We start from the raw sequence: 20417 nt of genomic DNA, 5'->3' as shown, positions 1-20417 counted from the left end.
CCCGACTCAGTCCGCGTTGACCAGCAGTGCGCTGCGCGACTGCAGCGCCTCGAACACCGCGTCGGTCTCGGGGCGCACGCCGTGCCACAGCGCGAAACTTTCGGCCGCCTGTTCGACGAGCATGCCGAGCCCGTCGATCGTGTCGCGACATCCGTGCGCGCGCGCCCAGGCCAGGAACGGCACCGAGGCTTCGCCGTAGCTGAGATCGACGGCCGCGGTGCGCATGCCGACCAGCGAGCGTGGCAAGGCGAGCATCGCGCCGCCGCGGCCGGCCGAGGTCGCGTTGACGATCAGTTCGAACTCGCCCAGCTCGCCGAGCTGCTCGAGATAGCGCGGATGTACGCGTCCCGGTTCGCCGAGCGCATCGGCCAGCGCGTCGGTCCGGGTCGCCGTGCGGTTGACCACGTAGAGCTCGCTGATGCCCGCATCGAGCAGTGCCGGTGCCACGCCGCGCGCCGCGCCGCCGGCGCCGACCAGCAGGGTCCGACGCCCGCGCAGGTCGAGCCCGTGGCGTTCGGTGAGATCGCGGACCAGTCCCGCGCCGTCGGTGTTGTCGCCATGCCAGGTTTCACCCTGCCGCACCAGCGTATTGACCGCGCCCGCGCGTGCCGCGCGCTCGCTGCGCGTCGATGCCAGCCCGTGCGCGAGTTCCTTCAAGGGCAGCGTGACGTTCGCGCCGGTGCCACCTGCGGCGGCGAATGCCGCGAGTGCCTCCGCGAACGCATCGGGCGCCGTATCGATGGCGTCGTAGGCGATCGTGATCCCGGTCTGGGCGCCGAACGCGGCATGGATGCGGGGCGACAGTGAATGCGCGACCGGGTGACCGAACACGGCGAGACGGGCAGGCGACATGGAAGCCTCTGAATGCGACACGCCGGGCTGGCGTCGGCGCAGTCTAGCGGCGCGATGCGGTGCCGGCGTCACGAAGCGGCGTGTCCACCCGACGCCCCGGTACGGAAAAAAAGTGACCGGGGCATGCGCTGTGCGGGGAAAAAAGTTGTATACAACGTCACAGAACCGATGGCGTGGCACGGCAGGGGGCTCGCCTGTCATCGGAGGGAAGGATGTCGATGCAGTCGGCAGTCGGACGGCATCGTCGTTTGGGTCTGGCAGGTTCCATCACTAGGGGATACATCCGCATGTCACGCATTCGAAAGGCCGGGGTGGCGTCTGCCCTGCTCGGCCTCGCCGTCGTCGCGGTCGCGAGTACCGCACTTCCGTCCCGTGTCCCGGCCATCGGGAACGCGGTCGATTCCGCCAAGGCCAGCGTCGGTTCGCTGTTCGGCGCTGCGTCGTCCGATACGAGCGTCGCGACCGCAGGCGGGGGCCGCGCGGCCACACCCGCTGCGCCGGCCGCACTGTCGTCCGGCACGCCCGAGCGCTATATCGTGGTCTTCGAAGAGCCTGCGCTCGCCGGCTACAAGGGCGAGATCAGCGGCCTCGCAGCGCCCGCCCGGCGCACCGATGCGCGCGGCAAGTCGCGCCTCGACGTGAAGAGCGCGACCGCGCGCAATTACGTCAACTATCTGCAGGGTCGCCAGTCCGACCTCGTCGGCGCCATGGCGCTGCGCGTCGGCCGTCCGATCGACGTCGAATACCGCATGCAGCACGCGCTCAACGGTGTCGTGGTCGAGCTGACCACAGCCGAAGCCGCGCGCGTCGAGCAGCTGCCCGACGTGCAGCTGGTCGAGGCCTATCGCGAGTACGTGCTCGACACCGACACCGGTCCGAGACTGATCGGCTCCGAAGCCGTGTGGGACGGTACGTGGGCCGGCGCGACCGGCCAGTTCCAGGGCGAAGGCATCGTCTACGGCATCCTCGATTCGGGCATCAACTTCGGCGCGCCGTCGTTCACGGCAGTCGATCCGATCGACGGCTACCAGCACGTCAATCCGCTGGGTGCCGGCAATTATCTCGGCACCTGTGCGCCGGGCGGCGTCGACGCCGGTCGCTGTAACGACAAGCTGATCGGTGGTTACAACTTCGTCTGCGGCGCGCCGGGCAACCAGTGCGGCGTTGCCAATGTCCGCGAAGAGCCGGGCTTCGGTGACACGAACGGCCACGGCAGCCACGTGGCATCGACCGTCGCCGGCAACCGCCGTGACGCGCTGTTCCGTGGCAATACGCGCCGCATCTCCGGCGTCGCACCGCGCGGCAATATCGTCGCCTACGACATTTGCTACACCGAGATCTCGACCGCGCGTGGCCTGTGCCCGAACAACTCCGCAGTGGCCGCTGTCAATCAGGCGATCGCCGACGGCGTCATCGACGTGCTGAACTATTCCATCGGCGGCGGCGCGGCACCGTGGAGCGAAGCGGTGTCGCTGGCGTTCCTCAACGCCGTCGATGCCGGCATCTTCGTGGCCTCCTCGGCCGGCAACAGCGGTCCCGGCCCGAACACCATGGGTCATCTGGAACCGTGGGTGTCGTCGACGGCCGCCGCACAGCACGGCCGCGGTTCGTTCGCGCTCGCGCTCAACGTGACCGGTCCGGGCACCGTGCCCGAGCCGCTGCGTCCGGTCCTGATCGAGGAAGGCAACACCGGCACGCCGTTCACCACCTCGATTCCCGGCACCACGCCCGTGCGGGTCAGCGCGACGATCGACACCGCGAACGACGGTTGCGCAGCCTTCCCGGCGAACGCGTTCCAGGGCGCGATCGCGGTGGTCCGCCGCGGCACCTGCGGCTTCATCGACAAGGCCAACAACGCACGCAACGCGGGTGCAGTGGCCGTGGTGATCGCCAACAACGCGGCCGGCGGCATCATCCCGACCGCTACGGGTTCCACGGTCCCCGTGTTCGGCATGCCGCAGGCGGATGCGAACCTGCTGCGAGACTTCGTCGCGGCCAATCCGACCGCGACGGCCAGCGTGCTCTACCCGCCGCTGGTGCTGCCGAATACCGCCGACGCACTCGGTGCCTTCAGCTCGCGCGGTCCGGCGGGCACGTTCGATCTGGTCAAGCCCGACGTCACCGCGCCCGGCGTGAGCATCCTCGCCGTCATCGCGGGCACCACGATCACCGGGTTCGAGAACGCGGTCGATCTGTACAACGGCACCTCGATGGCATCGCCGCACCAGGCCGGTGCTGCGGGCCTGATTCGCCAGGCGCGGCCGACGTGGACGGTGCCGGAGATCAAGTCGGCGCTCGCGCTGACCGCCAAGACCGAAGTCTTCAAGGAAGACCAGGTCACGGTGGGCACGCCGTTCGACAAGGGCAGCGGTCGTATCCAAGTGGATCGCGCGATCAATGCCGGTCTGGTGATGAACGAGACCAAGGCGAACTACCTCGCGGCCGATCCGGCGCAGGGTGGTGACGTGTCGGCGCTCAACCAGCCGAGCATGGCGAACCGCAACTGCTACCAGAGCTGCAGCTTCGTGCGCACGTTCCGCAATCCGCACGGCAGCGCGTCGAGCTGGCGCATCAGCTTCACGGGCGTCAACGCAACGGCCGTGCCGTCCACGCTGAAGGTACCGGCCGGTGGTTCCGCATCGGTAAGGATCACCGTCAACTCCCGTGCACAGGCGGCCAACGGCACCTTCAGCTTCGGCGAAATGCGTCTGGAGTCGACGGGCCCGATCCTGGGTGTGCAGCGCGCACCGCTGACGCTGCCGATCGCGATCGCGATCCAGGCGCCGGTGGTCAAGCTGCCCGAATCGATTTCGCTGGCACTCGCTGCAGGTCGCAGCGGCACGGCGGTCGGTTCCGTCGGCAACGCCGGTGGGTCGCCGCTGATGTACTCGGTCGACAATGCAGGCAACGGCGCTCTGCCGCTCGCCGATCGTCTGCGCGGTACGTTGACCAACGGGTATCGCGGCATCCATCGCACCGATGCAGGCACGCCCGTGGCGCAGATGGTGGCCGATGACTTCGTCATCGAGTCACCGACGCGCCTGACCTCGATCTTCAATGAAGGCTTCGCGGTCGGTGGCACCTTCACTGCAACGCAGGTGGGCTGGGCGATCTTCCCGGATGTCAACGGACTGCCGGCCGGCAATCCGGTGACGACCCCGAATGCTGCGGTGTGGCGTTTCGTGGGTGCGACCAATGCCCCGGGCGTCCAGGTCTCGGGCACCAATCTCGGCTTCAACTTCAACGCAGCGGGTCAGAACAATGTCGTGCTGCAGCCGGGTCGCTACTGGCTCGTGGCGTACACGCGTGGCGCGTATGCCTCCACCTGGGCGTGGTACGCGTCGCCGGCGGGTAACGGCTCGTTCGCGTTCATCGAGGTGGCATCCTCGGGTGCGGGCAGCTGGTCGCTGCTGAACAACTACGCAGGTCTGTCGATGCAGGTGCGCGGCGAAGTGAGCTGCGGCGCGCCGTGGCTGGGTGCGGTCACGCCGGCTTCGGGCACGGTGCAGGCAGGCGCGAGCCAGGCCAACCGTCTGGCGGTCAACGCGGCCGGTCTGGGCGCGGGTCGCCATGTCGGCCACCTGTGCGTAAGCAGCAATGATCCGGCGACGCCGAAGGCCGCCGCTCCGGTGGTGCTGACGGTCAACTGATCGATCGGTTCAAGTGTGACGAGAACGCCCGGGCTTGCCCGGGCGTTTTCTTTGGTGACGTCGAACCGGATTGACGCAGTACGCGGTACGCGCGGCGACGATGCAGACGTCGCGCACCCGTGTGCGGCTGGAAAGCAGAACGCCCGGCAATGCCGGGCGTTCGTCGTTGTCTCGAGACGTAGCGCGCAGTGCGCGGGGCCGGGCTCAGCCCGCGCGCAACCAGCGTGCGGCGTCGAGTGCGAAGTAGGTCAGCACACCGTCGGCACCGGCGCGCTTGAAGCCGAGCAGGGCCTCGAGCGCGCATTTGCGCTCGTCGAGCCAGCCGTTGGCGGCGGCGGCCTTGAGCATCGCGTACTCTCCGCTGACCTGGTAGGCGAACACCGGCACGCCGAATTCGTCTTTCGCGCGGCGCACGATGTCCAGATACGGCATGCCCGGCTTGACCATGACCATGTCGGCGCCTTCGTCGAGGTCCTGCGCGATCTCGCGCATCGCTTCGTCCGAATTGCCCGGATCCATCTGGTAGGTCGACTTGTCGGCCTTGCCGAGCGCGCCGGACGAGCCCACCGCATCGCGGAACGGGCCGTAGAACGCGCTGGCGTACTTGGCGGCATAGGCGAGGATGCGCGTGTGCACGTGGCCGTCGGCTTCGAGCGCATCGCGGATCGCGCCGATGCGCCCGTCCATCATGTCGCTCGGCGCGACCACGTCGGCGCCGGCGCGCGCGTGACTCAGCGCCTGCTGCACGAGCGCGTCGACGGTGATGTCGTTGAGCACGTAGCCGCCGGCATCGGTGATGCCGTCCTGGCCATGCGAGGTGTAGGGATCGAGCGCGACGTCGGTGATGACGCCGAGGTCAGGGAAGCGCGACTTCAGGGCGCGGATCGCGCGCTGGCACAGGCCGTCGTCGTCCCACGCGGCCACCGCATCCAGCGACTTGGCCTCGGGCGCGGTGACCGGGAACAGGGCGAGTGCCGGAATGCGCAGTTCGCTGGCGGTCTCGGCGACGCGCAGGAGTTCGTCGATCGACAGGCGCTCGACGCCCGGCATCGACGGAATCGCGACGCGGCCGTCGGCCTCGTGCACGAACACCGGATAGATCAGATCGTCGGCGGTGAGCGTGGATTCGCGCATCAGCCGGCGCGAGAAGTCGTCGCGGCGCATCCGCCGCATGCGGGTATCGAGTCGGGCCATGGGGCGGATTCTACGCCTGCACACTTGACGAACCCCTGCGACGGCGGGTCGCAGGGGGTGTCGGCCGGTATGGGAGCGGCCGTGGTCGCGATTCCGGTACGGCGTCGGCGCCGGTCGTTCCGATCAGGCTGTGTCTCCACCGCTTGTCGCGCGCGAGCGCGCTCCCACGCAGCGCGATCAGCCGATGTCGTGCACGCCGTCGATTTCCAGCGCCAGTTCGCGACGGCAGATCGCCGCGTGCAGCACCACGCGCGGCAGACGGTCGCCGAAACGCGCGTCGAAGGCGTCGGCCACGGCGGGCAGGTCGGCGGCGTCGCGCACGTAGACCTTCAGACGCGAACCCGGGCCGAAGGCGGCCGGCAGTTCGGGGCGGTGCGTGCGTGCCGAGGCGATCAGCGCGTCGAAATTCGCGAACGTCTCGTCGAGCTGGGCCAGCAGTTCGCCTTCGTGCTGCGAGGCATGGCCGACGACGCTGGCCGTGCCCGAGAGCATCAGCGGAATCGCGCTGCCGGCCGGCGGCAGCATCGCGCGGGCGAAGCTCGGTGCCTGCGGGCCGTACTGGCGCGGGTACCGGTAGGCGCTGACCTGACGCGGATTCTCGACCGGAATGCCGGGCACGCGCGCAGCGAGCCAGTAGACCTGGATCGTGCGCGCGTCGTCACAGCGGCCGATCGCGGTCGCGGCCGGCAGCTGGGAAGTATCGAAGCTGCCGAGGCCGCGTGCGCGGCCCACGCAGAACTGGCGGTAGCGCTCGGTGTCGCCGTCGCCGTGGGTGATCGCGTCGAGGTAGTTCCAGATCCGCAGCAGGTGCGGAAACTCGCTCTTGCCGATGAAGCGGGTCAGTTCTCGGTAGGCGTGTTCGGCGGCGAGCAGGATGCCGCTGTGATCGCCCGCGCCGGTGTGGCCTTCGGGCTCGTCGACTTCGATCGCGCCGAACATCAGATGGCCGTCGGTCGACCACGCGATCTCGCCATCGCGGCCTGCGTGCACCGGCGCGCGGCCACGCCAGACTTCCAGCGGCGCCGCGCCATAGGGCTGCAGCGGCACGCGCAGCCAGCGCGGGTCGTCGAGTGCGGGCACGGCGTCGCCGAAGCCGAGCACGGCGAGCACATCAGACTGCGCGAGCAGGTCGGCCGGCGCGGCGCCGTCGACGTAATCCACGCGCAGGCGCGGCAGCGATTCGGGATGCAACGGTACCGCTCGGCTCATGGATTGCCCTCGTGCAGGGTGTCGCCGCGGAACTGTTCGCGGACCTGGCGGCGGCGCGCGAACCAGCCGCGCAGCGCGGCGGGTGCGATCGCGATCGCGTTCACCGCATAGACCAGTCGGAACAGACGCAGGCGGCGCAACACCGCGGGATTGTCGAACACATCGCCGGCGAGCATCGAGATCACCGCCTGCTCGAGCTGCCAGTCGTTGCGCGGCGCGGCGAACAGGCGTTGCATCACCGGCGTGGTGAAGCGGTGGATGAACCAGCTGAAATGGCGCAGCCCACGGCGCAAGCGCCGTTCCATCGCGCGCTGCAGTGCGCGCTCGGACGACGGATCGCGCAAGGCGCCGTCGACGACGTCGGCTGCGTGCTCGGCGCTGTTCATGCCCAGATACACGCCCGACGAGAACACCGGATCGATGAATGCATAGGCGTCGCCGGCCATGACCCAGCCGGGTCCGGTCATGCGTGTACACGCATAGGAATAGTTGCCGGTGGCGTGCACCGGAGCGACGCGTTCGGCGCCGGCCATGCGCGAGGCGACCGATGGCGTGCGCAACAGCGTGCGCATCAGGAACGCCTCGTTGTCGAGACCCTGGCGCTGCTTGAGATATTCGGGGAAACACACCGCGCCGACGCTCATGACGTCGTCGCCGAGCGGAATCAGCCAGTACCAGCCGTATTCGAAGCGGTCGACGGTGATGTTGCCGGCGTCGTCGCCGTCCCGGCGCTGCACGCCGCGGAAGTGGCTGAAGATCGCCGCCGACTGGTGCTTCGCGCTCTTGCGCTTGAGCTCGAGCTTGCTGCCCAGGAACGTGTCGCGGCCGCTGGCGTCGACGAGGTAGCGCATCGCCACATCGAGCCGGCCGCCTTCGGCATCGCGCGCGACCGCGCCGGTCGGACGTCCGTCGGCATCGTGGACCAGCGATTCGACCTTGACCCGCATGCGCGCGTCGACGCCGTTGGCGCGCGCGTTGTCGAACAGCATCGCGTCGAACTCGGAGCGGCGCACCTGGAAGGCGTAGCCGAACTTCGGATCGAGCGCGCGATCGAAGCGGAACACGTGAGTGGTGTCGTCGGCATCGTGCACCGGGAAATCGGCACCCAGCTTGAGCGTGCCGATCGCGCGCACCTGCTCCAGCACGCCGAGGCGTTCGAGGATCGGCAGGTTCATCGGCAGCAGCGATTCGCCGATGTGGAAGCGCGGGTGCACGTCCTTCTCCAGCAGCAGCACCTTCCACCCGCGCCGCGCGAGCGTCGTGGCCGCGGTGGTGCCCGCCGGGCCGCCGCCGATGACCAGCACGTCGACGTCGAGCCGGGCGGACTCGGAAGTGGCAACGGCGGTCGCGATCGGGCTCATTCTGGATCTGGGGGTGGTGCGGGCAGTCGCGCATCATAACGGGAAGCCTCCACGGCGGCCCGGAGTGCTTGCGCGCGCGGGTCCGATGCCGGATCGTGGCAGCCCTGTCATTCCACGGAAGCCCCGATGTCCGCCCAAACCGAAGCCGAACGCGCGCTCGCCGACCTGCTGGTCGAGAGCCTGAACCTGGAGGACGTGCAGGCGGCCGACATCGATCCCGAGGCGCCGCTGTTCAACGCCGGCCTGGGGCTGGATTCGATCGACGCGCTGGAACTCGCGCTGGCCGTGAGCAAGCGCTACGGCTTCCAGCTGCGTTCGGACAACGACGAGAATCGGCAGATCTTCGCCTCGCTGCGCGCGCTGTCGGCGCACATCGAGCAGCACCGCACCACTTGATCCTGCTGCTGCAATTGCTGCTGGGGCTCGGTTACACGGCCCTGGCGCATCTCGCCAGCCGCTGGCACCACGACGGCCTCGCGCTGGGCGCGCTGGCGCTGCTGATCGCGATGGTGGTCATCGAACCGCTGCTGGCCCGGCGCCCGTGGGCGTTCATCGCCACACCGCTGCTGGCCTGGGGCGCGTGGGCGCTGTACGCCGCCGGGCATGCCGCGCTGCCGCTGCTGCTGGTGCCGGTGGTGTTCGTGGTCGCGATCGCGTGGCTGTTCGCACGCACGCTGCGCGCCGGCTCGGTGCCGCTGATCACCCGCATCGTGCTGGGCATCGAGGGCGGCGACGGTCCCGAGGCGCTGGAGCCGGATCTGCGCCGCTACACGCGCACGCTGACCGCCGCCTGGGCGGGTGTGCTGCTGCTGATGGCCGGCGCGAACCTGCTGCTCGCGCTGATCGCGAGCCCCGCGGGCCTGCTGGAAAGCGTCGGCGTGGCGTCGCCGCTGCCGATCACCCAGGAGCAGTGGTCGCTGTGGGCGAACCTGCTGAACTACACCGTGATCGGCGGTTTCTTCGTCATCGAGTTCGCATTCCGCAAACGGCGCTTCCCGGGCCGCTACAGCGGATTCTTCGATTTCCTGCGCAAACTGGCGGGTCTGGGCCCGATGTTCTGGCGCGATCTGCTGCGCTGACGCGGCATTTGCTGAACGCATCGAGCGCGATGTGCGGCGGCCACACGGGATATCCTATCCGCTCATGGAATACCGACAGACCCGTGCCGCACCCGGGGCCGCGGCGTTCGCCGCCGTATATGCGCGCGCGATCAACGTCCTGGAGTGCCTGTACACCCTGCTATGGACAGCGGGCTGGATCAGCGTGTCGCTGCTCCACCAGGCGCTGACCGGCCGGCCCGAGCTGGCGCTGGACATGGCGCGGACGCAATGGGCGCCGGGTCTGGTCGGTCCCGCCGGTGGATTGACGGTCGAAGGCGCGGAGGCGATCGACTGGAACCGTCCGTATCTGGTGGTCGCCAACCACGAATCCCTGCTCGACATCTGCGTGCTGTTCATGGCCGTGCCGGTGCCGCTGCGCTTCCTGCTGAAACAGGAAATGTGCCGCGTGCCGTTCCTGTGCAGCTATGCGCGTGCGACCGGCATGCTCTTCATCAGCCGCGAAGACCGCCGCGCCGGCCCGCTGTTGCGGCGCCAGATCGCCGGACTGTTGGGGGCGGGCCAGTCGCTGTGCCTGTTTCCCGAAGGCACGCGTTCGCGCGATGGCCGCATGGGCGAATTCAAGTCGGGCTCGTTCCAGGCCGCGATCGATGCCGGTGTCGAGGTGCTGCCGATCGCGCTGCACGGCACCGGCAAGGTTTTGCCGCCGACCGGGTTCTTCCGCACCTGCCGCGGCCCGATGCGGGCCACCGTCGGCACGCCGATTCCTGTCGAAGGCCGCATCGGCGCCACTGGCCGCCAGGCGGTCGCCCGCGAAGCGCAGGACGCCGTGGCCGCGATGCTCGGCAGGCGCTGAGCGATGGCGCCGCACACGTTCGTCATCGAGGCCGCGCATCCCTGCCTGCCGGGGCACTTCCCGGGCCAGCCGCTGGTGCCGGGCGTGGTGATCCTCGATCGCGTGGTCGCGGCGGTCGAGGCCGTGCACGGTCCGCTCGGCGCGTTGCGGTTGCCGCAGGTGAAGTTCGTGCAGCCGCTGCTGCCGGACGAGCAGGCCGAAATCGCGCTCGAGGATGCCAGCCGCGACGGCGTCGCGCGCTGGCGCTTCCGGGTCGAGCGTGCGGGCATGCTGCTCGCCAGTGGTGAAGTCGTCGCCGACGGCCCCGCGCAGGCATGAGCAGCGCGTGGAAAGCGCGCCGCGAGGGCGGCGGGCGGCTCGCGCTGCGCTCGCTGCTGGTGTTCGCATCGAACTTCGGACGCGCCCCGGCGCGCGCGCTGCTGCATCCGATCGCGCTGTATTTCATGCTCCGCCGCGGGCCCGAGCGCCGCGATTCGCGGCGCTATCTGGCGCGCATGTTCGGCCGGCCGGCCACGCTGCGCGAGGTCGCGCGGCATTTCCGCACCTTCGCCGCGACGATTCTCGACCGGCTGTTCCTGCTCAGCGAGAACACCCGCCGCTTCGACGTGCACGCGCAGGGGCTCGACGTGCTGCACGGGCATCTCGATGCCGGGCGCGGCGTGCTGCTGTTCGGCTCGCACCTGGGCAGTTTCGAAGTGCTGCGCGTGCTCGCGACCCAGCGGCCCGAGTACAAGATCCGCGTGGTGCTCGATCGCGCGCACGGCCAGGCGATGACCGAACTGCTCGAAGCGCTGAACCCCGCGGTCGCGGCCACGGTGATCGACGCCGGCGAAAGCGGTCCCGCGGTCGCGCTGGCGATCCAGGAAGGTCTGGCGCAGGGCGCGATGGTCGCGTTGCTGGTCGATCGCAGCCAGGAAGGCGGGGCGACGATGCCGGTGCCGTTCCTCGGCGCGCCGGCGCAGTTTCCGGTCGCGCCGTGGCTGCTGGCCTCGGTGCTCAAGGCGCCGGTGATGCTGGCCTTCGGCCTGTACCGTGGCGGCAACCGCTACGACCTGGTGTTCGAGCCCTTCAGCGACGGCATCGACCTGCCGCGCCGCGAACGCCAGGCTGGCGTGGCCGCGCTCATCCACCGTTACGCCGCGCGGCTGGAACATCACGCACGCAGCGCTCCCTACAACTGGTTCAATTTCTATGACTTCTGGACAGGCGCCGATGACACGTGCGACGAACTTCCGCCCGCGGCCGGCGCTCTGCCTGCTGCTGGCGACGCTGCTCGCAGCGCCGATGTGGGCGGCGGCGCAGACCGCTGAAACGCCGCGCGCGAACCAGTCGCGCGATCGCGTGCCCGCGCCGGTCACCGCGACCGGCCGCAGCGTCGATGCCGACTGGATCCTGCAGCGCCTGACCCAGCACGGCGCCACCGCGACGCCGTTCGTCGAACTGCGCACGTCCTCGATGCTCAAGCGCCCGCTGCTGCTGTCGGGCGAGTACCGCCGCCCCGATGTCGACACGCTGGTGCGCGAGGTCCGCGTGCCCTACGCCGAAACCACGACGATCCGCGCCGGTGAGGCGACCATCGCCCGCGAAGGCCGCAACCCGCGCACGTTCTCGCTGTCGCGCGTGCCCGAGCTCGCCGCGCTGCAGGGCAGCTTCGGCGCGCTGCTGGCCGGTGACCGCAAGGCGCTGGAGACGGTGTACGCGCTCGAAGCCGACGGTGTGCCGGCCGACTGGACACTGACCCTGACGCCGCGCGATCCACGCGTCGCCGGTCGGGTCACCGGCATCGTGCTGCGCGGCCGCGACGCCGAACTGCGCTGCATCGAAACGCGACCGAAACAGGGCGACGCGCAGCCGACCCTGCTCGGCAGCGCCGCCACCGCCGCGGCCGCCGTGGATTCGCTCGAAGCCGCGCAGCGGCTGTGCCACGACGTCCCGCGTTGAGCGGGCGCCCGGGATTCCGCGAGACGCTGCTGCAGCGTCCCGGCCTGCGGCTGACGCTGGCCGTCGCGTGGCTGCTGGCATTGCTCGCGCTGGGCTGGATGGCCTCGGCGAAGCTGGAATTCAGTGGCGACCTGCGCCGCTTCCTGCCGGATGCCCGCACGCCCGAGCAGCGGCTGCTGATGGAGGAACTCGGCGACGGGCCCGGGTCGCGCCTGTTGATGCTGGCGATCTCCGGCGACACACCCGAAGTACTCGCCGAACGCTCGCGCGCCCTGCACGACGCCCTCGCGGGCGATCCGCGCTTCACCCTGGTCACCAATGGCGGTGAGGCCGGACTCGACGCGTTTCCGCAAGACCTGCTGCCCTACCGCTATCTGCTGACGTCGTCGTTCGACGCCGCGCCACTCGATGCCGACACCCTGCGCGACGCACTCGACGCACGTCTGCAGGATCTCGGCTCACCGGCCGCCGGCATGGTGGAACCGCTGATTCCGTCCGATCCCACGCTGGAAGTGCTCGCACTCGCCGAAGCCTGGCAGCCGGCCGGTGCGCCGCAGCGGCTGCACGACGTGTGGTTCGACCAGGCCGGCACGCAGGCATTGCTGCTGGTGGAAACGCGCGCGGCGGGCTTCGATCCGACCGGCCAGCTCGACGCCGTCGGCACCATCCGCGACACCTTCGCGCGGCAGGTGGGCGAGGGCAGCGCCACGCTCGACGTCGTGGGGCCCGGCGCGTTCTCGGTCGACATCGGCGGGCGCACGCAGGCCGAGGCGCAGCGCATCGGCATGGTCGACACGATCGGCCTGATCCTGTTGCTGCTGGTCGCGTATCGCAGCTGGAAGATGCCGCTGCTCGGCGTGCTGCCGCTCGCGAGTGCTGGCATCGCCGGACTCACGGCGGTGGCGCTGCTGTTTCCCGGCGGCGTGCACGGCATCACGATTGCGTTCGGCTTCACCCTGATCGGTGTGGTGCAGGATTATCCGATCCACTTCTTCAGCCACCAGCGCGCCGGCCTGTCGCCGTGGAAGAACGTGCGCGGCTTGTGGCCGGCGCTGTCGACCGGCGTCGTCGCGACCTGCATCGCGTATGCGACCTTCCTGTTCTCGGGCGTCGATGGCCTGCGCCAGCTCGCGGTGTTCACGATCTTCGCGCTCGGTGTCGCCGCGCTGACCACGCGTTATCTGCTGCCGGGTCTGGTCGATCCCTCGCCGCCGGATCTCGCCGAGTCGCCGCGTCTGCAGCGCCTGTGGCACCGGATCGAAGCGCTGCCGCGGCCGAAGTGGTCGCTGGCCGTGCTGGCGCTCGCCGCCGTTGCCGCGATTGGTTTCAGTCCCGGGGCGTTCTGGCAGAACGATCTGTCGAAGCTGACGCCGGTCGATCCCGAATCGATGCAGCGCGACACCGAGTTGCGCGCAGAACTCGGTGCGCCCGACGTGCGCTACGTGCTGGTCGCGCAGGCCACCGACAGCGACGCCGCGCTCGGCGCGACCGCAGCGCTGCAGCCCGCGCTCGATGCGCTGGTCGCCGACGGCCAGCTCGACGGCTACGACATGGCCTCGCGCTATCTTCCGGGCACCGATACGCAACGCGCGCGTCAGGCCGCGCTGCCCGACACCCCTGCGCTGCGCGCGATGCTCGCCGACGCGCTGACCGACTCCGCGTTCAACGACGACGCGTTCGAACCCTTCGTCGAAGACATCGCCCGCGCCAAGGCCGCCGCGCCGCTGACGCGCCCCGATCTCGAAGGCTCGCCGCTGGCGACCGCGGTGTCCGGCCTGCTGCTGGAACACGAGGACCGTTCGACCGCGCTGGTCTCGCTCAGCGGTCTCGACGATCCGGCCGACGTCATCGCGCTCGCCTCGCAGGCCAGTGCACCCGGCGTCGACGTGCGCCTGCTCGACATGAAGGACGCGTCCGAATCGCTGGTCGTCGAATACCGCGGCCGCGTGCTCGCGGCGATGGCGGTCGCGCTGGTGCTGCTCATCGGCACCGTGTGGATCGCGTTGCGCAGCCCGCGCCGTGTCTGGCGCGTGCTACTGCCGACGTTGCTGACCTTGCTGGTGGTCGTCGCAGTGCTGCGACTGGTCGGCGTCGAACTGACCCTGTTCCATCTCGTCGCGCTGATCCTTGCCGCCGGTCTCGGGCTCGATTACGCGCTGTTCTTCGAACATGCCGGCGACGAACGCCAGGACCAGATCCGCACCCTGCACGCGATCCTTGTCTGCAGCCTGATGACGCTGCTGGTCTTCAGCCTGCTCGCGCTGTCGTCGATTCCGGTGCTGCGTGCGATCGGCAGCACGGTCGCGCTCGGCGTGGTCTTCAACTTCGTGCTGTCGCTGCTGGTCGCGCGTCAGCGCGCGGCGATCATCGCGGCACGCGCCGAACCGGAGCCGGTGGCATGATCCTCGTCGATCGCGACGCCATCGCGTCGATGATTCCGCATCAGGGCGCGATGTGCCTGTGGGATGCGGTCACCGCGTGGGACGACGCCAGCGTGACCCTGCGCAGCGCCAGCCATCGCGATCCGGCGAACCCGCTGCGCAGCGACGACCAGCTGCGCGCGCTGCACCTGTGCGAATACGGCGCGCAGGCGATGGCGGTGCACGGTGGCCTGCGTGCACGCGGGAGCGGCGCACCCGTGCGCCCCGGCATGCTGGTCGCATTGCGCGGCGTGCAGCTGCATGCTGCGCGCATCGACGACCTCGCCGGCGATCTCGAATGCGTCGCCGAAGTGCTGGTCGAAGCCGGCGACAGCCAGCAATACGCGTTCCGCATCCAGTGCGATGGCGTGCTGCTCGCTGAAGGGCGCGCGGCGGTGATGCTCGGCGCCGCGCGCTGATCCGCGTTACCAGCGTTTCGTCAGCGTGATCCGCGCGGTGCGCGGCGCCTGCGGATAGATCTGCGAGAAACCGCCGGTGATGAAATAGCGCCGGTCGGTCACGTTGTCGACGTTGAGCAGTACCTCCAGACCGTCGCCGAATGCATAACGCGCATTGAGATCGAGCCGGGTGTAGCCGGGCAGCACGAAGGTGTTCGCGGTGGTCGCCGCCTGGTCGCTCGCATGGAATACGCCGCCGCCGAGCGTCAGCCCCGACAGCACGCCATCGAAGGCCCACGAGGTCCACACGCTGGCCTGGTGTTCCGGCACGCCGGCAAGGCGGTTGCCGATCAGGAACGGACTCGTGTCCCGGGTGATCGTCGCGTCGGAATAGGCATACGAGGCGACGAGCGTCCACGGATCGACGGGCCGCGCCGAGACTTCCGCTTCCACGCCACGCACGCGCAGTTCGCCGGTCTGGACGACCAGATTCCAGTCGACCGGATCGGCGGCCACGGCGTCGCGCTTGCGCAGATCGAATACCGCGAACGTCGCTTCCATGCGCCCGTCGAGCAGCAGTGACTTCACGCCCGCCTCGATCTGGTCGCCACGCGTGGGCTTCGGCGTGATGCCGCTTTCCAGCAGGCCGGCATCGGCCTCGTTGCGGAACGAGCGCGCCCAGCTCGCGTAGAGCGACAGGTCGGGCGTCACGAGGAAGGTCAGACCTGCGCGTGGCGAGAACGGCGAATCCTTGCGCAGGATCGCCGGGTCGATGCCGCCGGTGTAAAAGGACTCGGTTTCCGTGTGTTCCAGGCGCCCGCCCAGCAGCAGGCGCCAGCGCTGCCAGGCGATTTCGTCCTGCAGATAGAGCGCGCGGGTGCGATAGGTGTAGCGGCTGTCGCCGGTCGGCACGTAGGTGTCCGGGCGGCCGGTCGGCACGGGGTCGAACAGATCGATCGGCTGGCCGTAGGCGATCCGTCCGTCGAGGAACTGCAGGCGGTCGTCGACGTGTTCCGCGCCGGCCAGCATCTGATGGCGGAATGCACCGGTGTCGAATGTGCCGTAGAGCTCGGCCTGCAGCGTCGCGTCACGCTGCCGCTCGTGATAGCTGACGAAGTTGCGGTTCACGGTGTCGCCGGCGAGCGCCGGGAAACCGTAGTTGAAGAATTCCTCGCGCGGCACGTCCACGTCGGAGACGAAGCCGCCGATGCGTAGACGCCAGTCGCGGGCGAACTGCCGGTTGAACTCGGCGCCGATGCTCCACTGCTGCTTTTCGATGCGCATGAACTCTTCGCCGAAATTGCGGCCCAGTGGCAGGTCGAGGAAACGCGCGCTGTTGCCCAGACCGCGGTCGAACGCGGCATCGCGATCGAGATACTCCGCGCGCAGCAGCACGCTGGTGTCGGCATCGGGGCGCCAGTCGATCACCGGGGCGACATAGAGCTGCCGGTTGTCGATGCCTTCGCGGAAGGAGCCCGCATCCTCGTAGCCCAGATTGAAGCGCCCGAGCAGGGTGCCGTCGGCGCGCAGCGGCGCGTTGAGATCGAGACCGGCGCGCGCGTAGTTGTAGGCGCCCGCGGTGAACGACGCGGCATGCGCAGCAGCTTCCTGCGGACGTTTGGACACGAAGTTGATCACGCCGCCGGGCTCGAAGCGGCCGTACAGCGCCGACGCGGGTCCCTTCAGGACTTCGATGCTGTCCACGCCCTGCAGGTCGATCTCCGGCTGCGAAACGCTCTGGCGAAAGCCGTCCCGCAACGTGCTGACGGCCTGGAATCCGCGGATGCGGAAGCGCTGGTTGCCCGAGAAGCCGATCGTGCGTTGCACACCGCTGACCGTTTCGGCCGCCTCGCCGATGTTGGAGACGTTGCGCAGGTCCAGCAATTCGCGCGGGACGACGTTCACTGCGAACGGCGTCTCCAGCACCGGCGCACCGGTCTTGGTGGCGGTCTCGCCGGGGATCCGGCCGATGCGGCGGCCGTAGACGGTCACCGTGTCGAGATCGGTGGCCGAGGGCGCCTGCGGGGCGGCGGCATCCGCCGGGTCGCGCGCTGCGAGCGGTGCGGCGGTGGCGGTGCAGACGAGCGCGCACGCGAGCGCGATGGAGCGTGGATGACGCACTTCGATTCCCCTGTTATGAATTGATATAACATAACAACACGAATCGACGGGATTGACGAGATGGCGTGCGGGCGACGGTGTGCAACGCGGTGCGGCGGGTGCCGATCGGGATGGACCATAACGGGGCTGCTGATGGCGGCCGTCGCCCTCGCAGCGGTGCTCGCCGCCTGTGGGCCGGGCGCGGTGGACACCGGGAGCACCACGGCACAGGCGGAGACCGGCACGCCTATCCCGTTGCGGCACGCGCGGTACCTGACGCTCCAGCAGCACGATGGCTACGTCGTCGCCCAGCTGCGCGCGCCGGTCGCCGACCAGGGCGGCGCGCGTGAGACCCGCAGCGACACGCTGGTGCTGCTGTCCGACGGCATCGATGCGCCGCCGCTGACCGGCGCGCTGCGCAATGCGACCGTCGTGCGGGTGCCGGTCGCGACGATCGCCGCCAACAACGGCGTCGACGAAGCGTTCCTGTCGACCCTCGGTGTCGCCAACCGTCTGGTGGCGGTCGGCGGCCTGCGCTCCTACGACGCTGCGACGCGCGAGCGCGTGCAGCGCGGCGAGGTCGCCCAGATCGGCTACAACTGGCACGCCCCGCCGAATCTCGACGTGCTGATCGCGCGGCAGCCGGACGTGTTCCTGATGCGCCTGTCCGATCTGGCGCAGACGCCCGTGCTGACCCGCGCGCGCGCACTCGGGTTGACCGTCGTGCCGACATTCGCGGAAGAAGAGCCGACCTCTCTCGGGCGCGCCGAGTGGATCCGCCTGTTCGGCCTGCTCACCGGCACCGACGCTGCCGCGTCGCGACTGTTCGACGGGATCGAGACGGGCGTCGATGCGTTGAAGGCGCGGGTCGCCGGGCGCCCGAAGCCGGGCGTGCTGTGGGCGTATCCCAATGGCGCCGACCGCTGGGTGGCCACGGTGCGCGGCGCGGAGGCGGCGTTCATTACCGACGCCGGCGGCACCAACCTGATGGCGCGCGCGGAGGATCCGGCGCGCTGGTCGTCGGAGACGGTGTCGAGCGAAGCGCTGCTGCCCTTGGCCGAGCGCACCGACCTGTGGCTGATCGGCGACATCCATGCGGTGCCGCCGCGTGGACGCGCGGTGCTGGACGGGTTTCCTGCATGGCGCGCGGGCCGGCTCTATGGCAACACCGGGCGCAGCCTGCCCGGCGAGGACGTGCACGACTGGTACCAGACCGCGGTCGTGCGGCCGGACTGGGTGCTGGCCGATTTCGTAAAGATGCTGCATCCCGAGTTGCAGCCTGAGCCGTTCCGCTTCCTCAAACCGCTGCCGCGGGATGCGTACCAGTGAGCGCGGTGACGCTTCCCGGCACCCGCGTCGCGACGCGGCCGCTGTTCGCGTTGCTGGCGGTTCTCCTGCTGCTCGCGGGTGTCGCGCTCGCGAGCCTGTCGATCGGTCACGAACCGCTCTCGCTGGCGCGCGTGCTGCACGGTCTGGCCGGCCTCGACCCCGCATCCGCCGAACACCGCATCATCCACGGCTTGCGGTTGCCGCGCGTGCTCGCCGCAGTCGCCGGTGGCGGCGCGCTCGGTGTCGCCGGTCTGCTGATGCAGACGCTGTTCCGCAATCCGCTCGCCGATGCGTGGTCGCTGGGTCTGATGGCGGGCGGACAGTTCGGCGCTGCGCTGGTGGTGGTTGCCGGGGCGGTCGTCGGTCCAGCCGCGCTGCAGGCATTGGGCGTGTTCTCGAGCGTGGGCATCGTGGCCGGCTCGGCGCTCGGCACGCTGGGCGTCGCACTGGCGATGGGCGCGATGGCGCGGCGCGTCGGCACGGTGACGTTGCTGGTGCTGGGGCTGATGCTCGGCTTCCTCGCCCAAGGCCTGATCGGCGTACTGCTGCATTTCACCAACCGCACGCAGTCGCGGATCTTCGCGTCGTGGAACGACGCCACGTTCGCGTCCGTGGTGTGGCCGGATTTCGCGATCTGGGCGCCGCCGCTGCTGGTGGGCCTGGCGCTGGCCGTGTGGCTGGGCAAACCGCTGACCGCGCTGTTGCTCGGCGACACCTATGCGGCGAGTCTCGGTGTCGACGTCGCGCGTCTGCGACGACGCGTCCTCGCGGCGACGATTCTGCTCGCGGCACCGGTCACCGCGTTCTGCGGACCGGTCGCCTTCGTCGGTTTGATCACGCCGCATCTGGCGCGCGGCCTGCTGGGGTCTGCGCGGATCGGCGCGCTGCTGCCCGCCACGTTCGCACTCGGCGCACTGCTCGCGCTGGTCGCCGATCTCGTCGTACACCTGCCGTGGCGACAGCATTTCCTGCACCTCAACGCGATCCTGGCGATCATCGGCGCGCCGGTGGTGATCGGATTGCTGCTGACCGCGCGCAGCCTGCGCGCGGCGGAGCGCTGAGATGCTGGCGCTCCGCGGACTGGCCATCGGCTACGGCACGCACGCCCTCGCGCAGCTGCCGGACATCGACGTGCGCGCCGGCGATTTCGTCTGCGTGCTCGGCCGCAACGGACAAGGCAAGTCCACGCTGCTGCGCACGCTCGGCGGCTTTCTCGCGCCGGTCGCGGGCACGGTCGCACTCGATGGCGTCGCGCTGCGCGCGCTGTCGCCGATCGAACGCGCGCGGCGGGTCGCGGTGGTGCTGACCGAGCGTCCACAGCTGGGCGCGCTCGACGTCCTCGAACTCGTGGAGATGGGCCGGCAACCCCACACAGGCTGGGTCGGCGTTCTGTCGGCGGAGGATCGCCGCATCGCGGCCGATGCGCTCGACCGTGTGGGCGGCGGTCATCTCGCGCGGCGTGCGGTCGACAGCCTCAGCGACGGCGAGCGGCAACGGGTGATGATCGCGCGGGCGCTCACGCAGCAGCCGCGGCTGCTGCTGCTCGACGAGATCACCGCGTTTCTCGATCTGCCGAGCCGCGTGACGATCATCGATCTGCTGCGACGCATCGCGCGCGAGCAGGGCGTGGCCATCGTGCTGTCGAGTCACGATCTGGAACTGTCGCTGGAAACCGCCGATCGCCTCTGGCTGCTGCCCGGCGACGGACGCTTCATCGAAGGCGCGCCCGAAGACGTCGCGCTCTCGGGTGCGATCGGCGATGCCTTCGACCAGCACAACCTGCGCTTCTCGCTGGGGTCGGGTCGCTTCGAGACACCGGTCGGCTCGGGCGTGGCCGTCCACGTCGCGGCGACGGGGCGCGACGCGATGTGGCTGTCACGCGCGCTGCGTCGGCGCGGCTTCGCGATCGCGGATGCGGACAACGCCGTGCATCGCATCACCCGCACGAAGACGGGCTGGCGCGTCGACGACGGTCGACCGCTCGCCTCCATCGACGCGGTGCTCGGCGCACTCGCGCACGCGCAGACCTGAGCCGCGCGCGTCGCCCGC

Annotated in this window: 17 protein-coding genes; 12 read left to right on the top strand and 5 right to left on the bottom strand. The window is 69.8% G+C overall.

Annotation, left to right across the window (positions count from 1 at the left end; genetic code table 11):
- Positions 1 to 6: 6 nt before the first annotated feature.
- A complete protein-coding gene (gene aroE, locus AC3A5T_RS00770) occupies positions 7 to 852 on the bottom strand; it encodes a shikimate dehydrogenase (protein ID WP_487626914.1) in 846 nt (281 codons plus the stop codon).
- A gap of 287 nt (positions 853 to 1139) precedes the next feature.
- Here aroE and AC3A5T_RS00765 point away from each other — a divergent pair, with 287 nt between their 5' ends.
- Positions 1140 to 4502 (top strand): S8 family serine peptidase, encoded by a 3363-nt coding sequence (locus AC3A5T_RS00765; RefSeq protein ID WP_487626913.1) that lies wholly within the window; start codon positions 1140 to 1142, stop codon positions 4500 to 4502.
- A 204-nt stretch (positions 4503 to 4706) separates the two neighbouring features.
- Here AC3A5T_RS00765 and hemB read toward each other — a convergent pair whose 3' ends face one another.
- The 3 genes from hemB to AC3A5T_RS00750 form a co-directional block, all read right to left on the bottom strand.
- A complete protein-coding gene (hemB, locus tag AC3A5T_RS00760) occupies positions 4707 to 5696 on the bottom strand; it encodes a porphobilinogen synthase (protein WP_487626912.1) in 990 nt (329 codons plus the stop codon).
- Between the two features lie 177 nt (positions 5697 to 5873).
- Positions 5874 to 6905 (bottom strand): chorismate transformation FkbO/Hyg5 family protein, encoded by a 1032-nt coding sequence (locus AC3A5T_RS00755; protein WP_487626911.1) that lies wholly within the window; start codon positions 6903 to 6905, stop codon positions 5874 to 5876.
- A complete protein-coding gene (locus AC3A5T_RS00750) occupies positions 6902 to 8266 on the bottom strand; it encodes an NAD(P)/FAD-dependent oxidoreductase (RefSeq protein WP_487626910.1) in 1365 nt (454 codons plus the stop codon). Before AC3A5T_RS00750 ends, AC3A5T_RS00755 begins: the two co-directional genes overlap by 4 nt.
- 126 nt (positions 8267 to 8392) lie before the next feature.
- Here AC3A5T_RS00750 and AC3A5T_RS00745 point away from each other — a divergent pair, with 126 nt between their 5' ends.
- From AC3A5T_RS00745 to AC3A5T_RS00710, 8 genes are all read left to right on the top strand, one after another.
- The gene (locus tag AC3A5T_RS00745; RefSeq protein WP_159680767.1) at positions 8393 to 8662 is read left to right on the top strand and encodes a phosphopantetheine-binding protein; all 270 of its coding nucleotides are present in this window, start codon (positions 8393 to 8395) and stop codon (positions 8660 to 8662) included.
- Positions 8659 to 9345, top strand: a complete 687-nt coding sequence (locus AC3A5T_RS00740) for a COG4648 family protein (RefSeq protein ID WP_487626909.1) — start codon at positions 8659 to 8661, stop codon at positions 9343 to 9345. Before AC3A5T_RS00745 ends, AC3A5T_RS00740 begins: the two co-directional genes overlap by 4 nt.
- A gap of 64 nt (positions 9346 to 9409) precedes the next feature.
- Positions 9410 to 10180, top strand: coding sequence for a lysophospholipid acyltransferase family protein (locus AC3A5T_RS00735; RefSeq protein ID WP_487626908.1), 771 nt, complete (start codon positions 9410 to 9412; stop codon positions 10178 to 10180).
- A 3-nt stretch (positions 10181 to 10183) separates the two neighbouring features.
- A complete protein-coding gene (locus AC3A5T_RS00730) occupies positions 10184 to 10498 on the top strand; it encodes an ApeI family dehydratase (RefSeq protein ID WP_487626907.1) in 315 nt (104 codons plus the stop codon).
- Positions 10495 to 11490, top strand: coding sequence for a lysophospholipid acyltransferase family protein (locus AC3A5T_RS00725; protein ID WP_487626906.1), 996 nt, complete (start codon positions 10495 to 10497; stop codon positions 11488 to 11490). Before AC3A5T_RS00730 ends, AC3A5T_RS00725 begins: the two co-directional genes overlap by 4 nt.
- Complete coding sequence (locus AC3A5T_RS00720; RefSeq protein ID WP_487626905.1) at positions 11393 to 12121, top strand: LolA-related protein; 729 nt, start codon at positions 11393 to 11395, stop codon at positions 12119 to 12121. The genes AC3A5T_RS00725 and AC3A5T_RS00720 overlap by 98 nt, the downstream gene beginning before the upstream one ends.
- A gap of 98 nt (positions 12122 to 12219) precedes the next feature.
- A complete protein-coding gene (locus AC3A5T_RS00715; RefSeq protein ID WP_487627425.1) occupies positions 12220 to 14523 on the top strand; it encodes an MMPL family transporter in 2304 nt (767 codons plus the stop codon).
- On the top strand, positions 14520 to 14960 hold the full coding sequence (locus AC3A5T_RS00710) for a hotdog family protein (protein WP_487626904.1): 441 nt from the start codon (positions 14520 to 14522) through the stop codon (positions 14958 to 14960). The genes AC3A5T_RS00715 and AC3A5T_RS00710 overlap by 4 nt, the downstream gene beginning before the upstream one ends.
- A gap of 6 nt (positions 14961 to 14966) precedes the next feature.
- Here the strand turns inward: AC3A5T_RS00710 and AC3A5T_RS00705 are convergent, their stop codons facing one another.
- Complete coding sequence (locus AC3A5T_RS00705) at positions 14967 to 17060, bottom strand: TonB-dependent siderophore receptor (protein WP_487626903.1); 2094 nt, start codon at positions 17058 to 17060, stop codon at positions 14967 to 14969.
- A gap of 132 nt (positions 17061 to 17192) precedes the next feature.
- Here AC3A5T_RS00705 and AC3A5T_RS00700 point away from each other — a divergent pair, with 132 nt between their 5' ends.
- Genes AC3A5T_RS00700 through AC3A5T_RS00690 form a run of 3 tightly spaced genes read left to right on the top strand, consistent with a single transcriptional unit; the run spans position 17193 to position 20399 of the window.
- A complete protein-coding gene (locus AC3A5T_RS00700) occupies positions 17193 to 18368 on the top strand; it encodes an ABC transporter substrate-binding protein (RefSeq protein WP_487626902.1) in 1176 nt (391 codons plus the stop codon).
- 5 nt (positions 18369 to 18373) lie between these two features.
- Positions 18374 to 19429 carry a FecCD family ABC transporter permease gene (locus tag AC3A5T_RS00695; RefSeq protein ID WP_487626901.1) on the top strand — a complete coding sequence of 352 codons (1056 nt, stop codon included), beginning with the start codon at positions 18374 to 18376 and terminating at the stop codon, positions 19427 to 19429.
- A 1-nt stretch (position 19430) separates the two neighbouring features.
- Positions 19431 to 20399 (top strand): ABC transporter ATP-binding protein, encoded by a 969-nt coding sequence (locus AC3A5T_RS00690; RefSeq protein WP_487626900.1) that lies wholly within the window; start codon positions 19431 to 19433, stop codon positions 20397 to 20399.
- Positions 20400 to 20417 lie beyond the last annotated feature (18 nt).

The sequence above is a fragment of the Luteimonas sp. Soil_C_16 genome (assembly GCF_057657295.1).
This window is presented reverse-complemented; position numbering and strand designations above follow the sequence as displayed.

What these genes read in the sequence shown, in the direction of transcription:
- aroE (WP_487626914.1), bottom strand. Translation starts at nt 852, where the DNA reads ATGTCGCCTGCCCGTCTCGCCGTGTTCGGTCACCCGGTCGCGCATTCA.
- AC3A5T_RS00765 (WP_487626913.1), top strand. Translation starts at nt 1,140, where the DNA reads ATGTCACGCATTCGAAAGGCCGGGGTGGCGTCTGCCCTGCTCGGCCTC.
- hemB (WP_487626912.1), bottom strand. Translation starts at nt 5,696, where the DNA reads ATGGCCCGACTCGATACCCGCATGCGGCGGATGCGCCGCGACGACTTC.
- AC3A5T_RS00755 (WP_487626911.1), bottom strand. Translation starts at nt 6,905, where the DNA reads ATGAGCCGAGCGGTACCGTTGCATCCCGAATCGCTGCCGCGCCTGCGC.
- AC3A5T_RS00750 (WP_487626910.1), bottom strand. Translation starts at nt 8,266, where the DNA reads ATGAGCCCGATCGCGACCGCCGTTGCCACTTCCGAGTCCGCCCGGCTC.
- AC3A5T_RS00745 (WP_159680767.1), top strand. Translation starts at nt 8,393, where the DNA reads ATGTCCGCCCAAACCGAAGCCGAACGCGCGCTCGCCGACCTGCTGGTC.
- AC3A5T_RS00735 (WP_487626908.1), top strand. Translation starts at nt 9,410, where the DNA reads ATGGAATACCGACAGACCCGTGCCGCACCCGGGGCCGCGGCGTTCGCC.
- AC3A5T_RS00730 (WP_487626907.1), top strand. Translation starts at nt 10,184, where the DNA reads ATGGCGCCGCACACGTTCGTCATCGAGGCCGCGCATCCCTGCCTGCCG.
- AC3A5T_RS00725 (WP_487626906.1), top strand. Translation starts at nt 10,495, where the DNA reads ATGAGCAGCGCGTGGAAAGCGCGCCGCGAGGGCGGCGGGCGGCTCGCG.
- AC3A5T_RS00720 (WP_487626905.1), top strand. Translation starts at nt 11,393, where the DNA reads ATGACACGTGCGACGAACTTCCGCCCGCGGCCGGCGCTCTGCCTGCTG.
- AC3A5T_RS00715 (WP_487627425.1), top strand. Translation starts at nt 12,220, where the DNA reads ATGGCCTCGGCGAAGCTGGAATTCAGTGGCGACCTGCGCCGCTTCCTG.
- AC3A5T_RS00710 (WP_487626904.1), top strand. Translation starts at nt 14,520, where the DNA reads ATGATCCTCGTCGATCGCGACGCCATCGCGTCGATGATTCCGCATCAG.
- AC3A5T_RS00700 (WP_487626902.1), top strand. Translation starts at nt 17,193, where the DNA reads ATGGCGGCCGTCGCCCTCGCAGCGGTGCTCGCCGCCTGTGGGCCGGGC.
- AC3A5T_RS00690 (WP_487626900.1), top strand. Translation starts at nt 19,431, where the DNA reads ATGCTGGCGCTCCGCGGACTGGCCATCGGCTACGGCACGCACGCCCTC.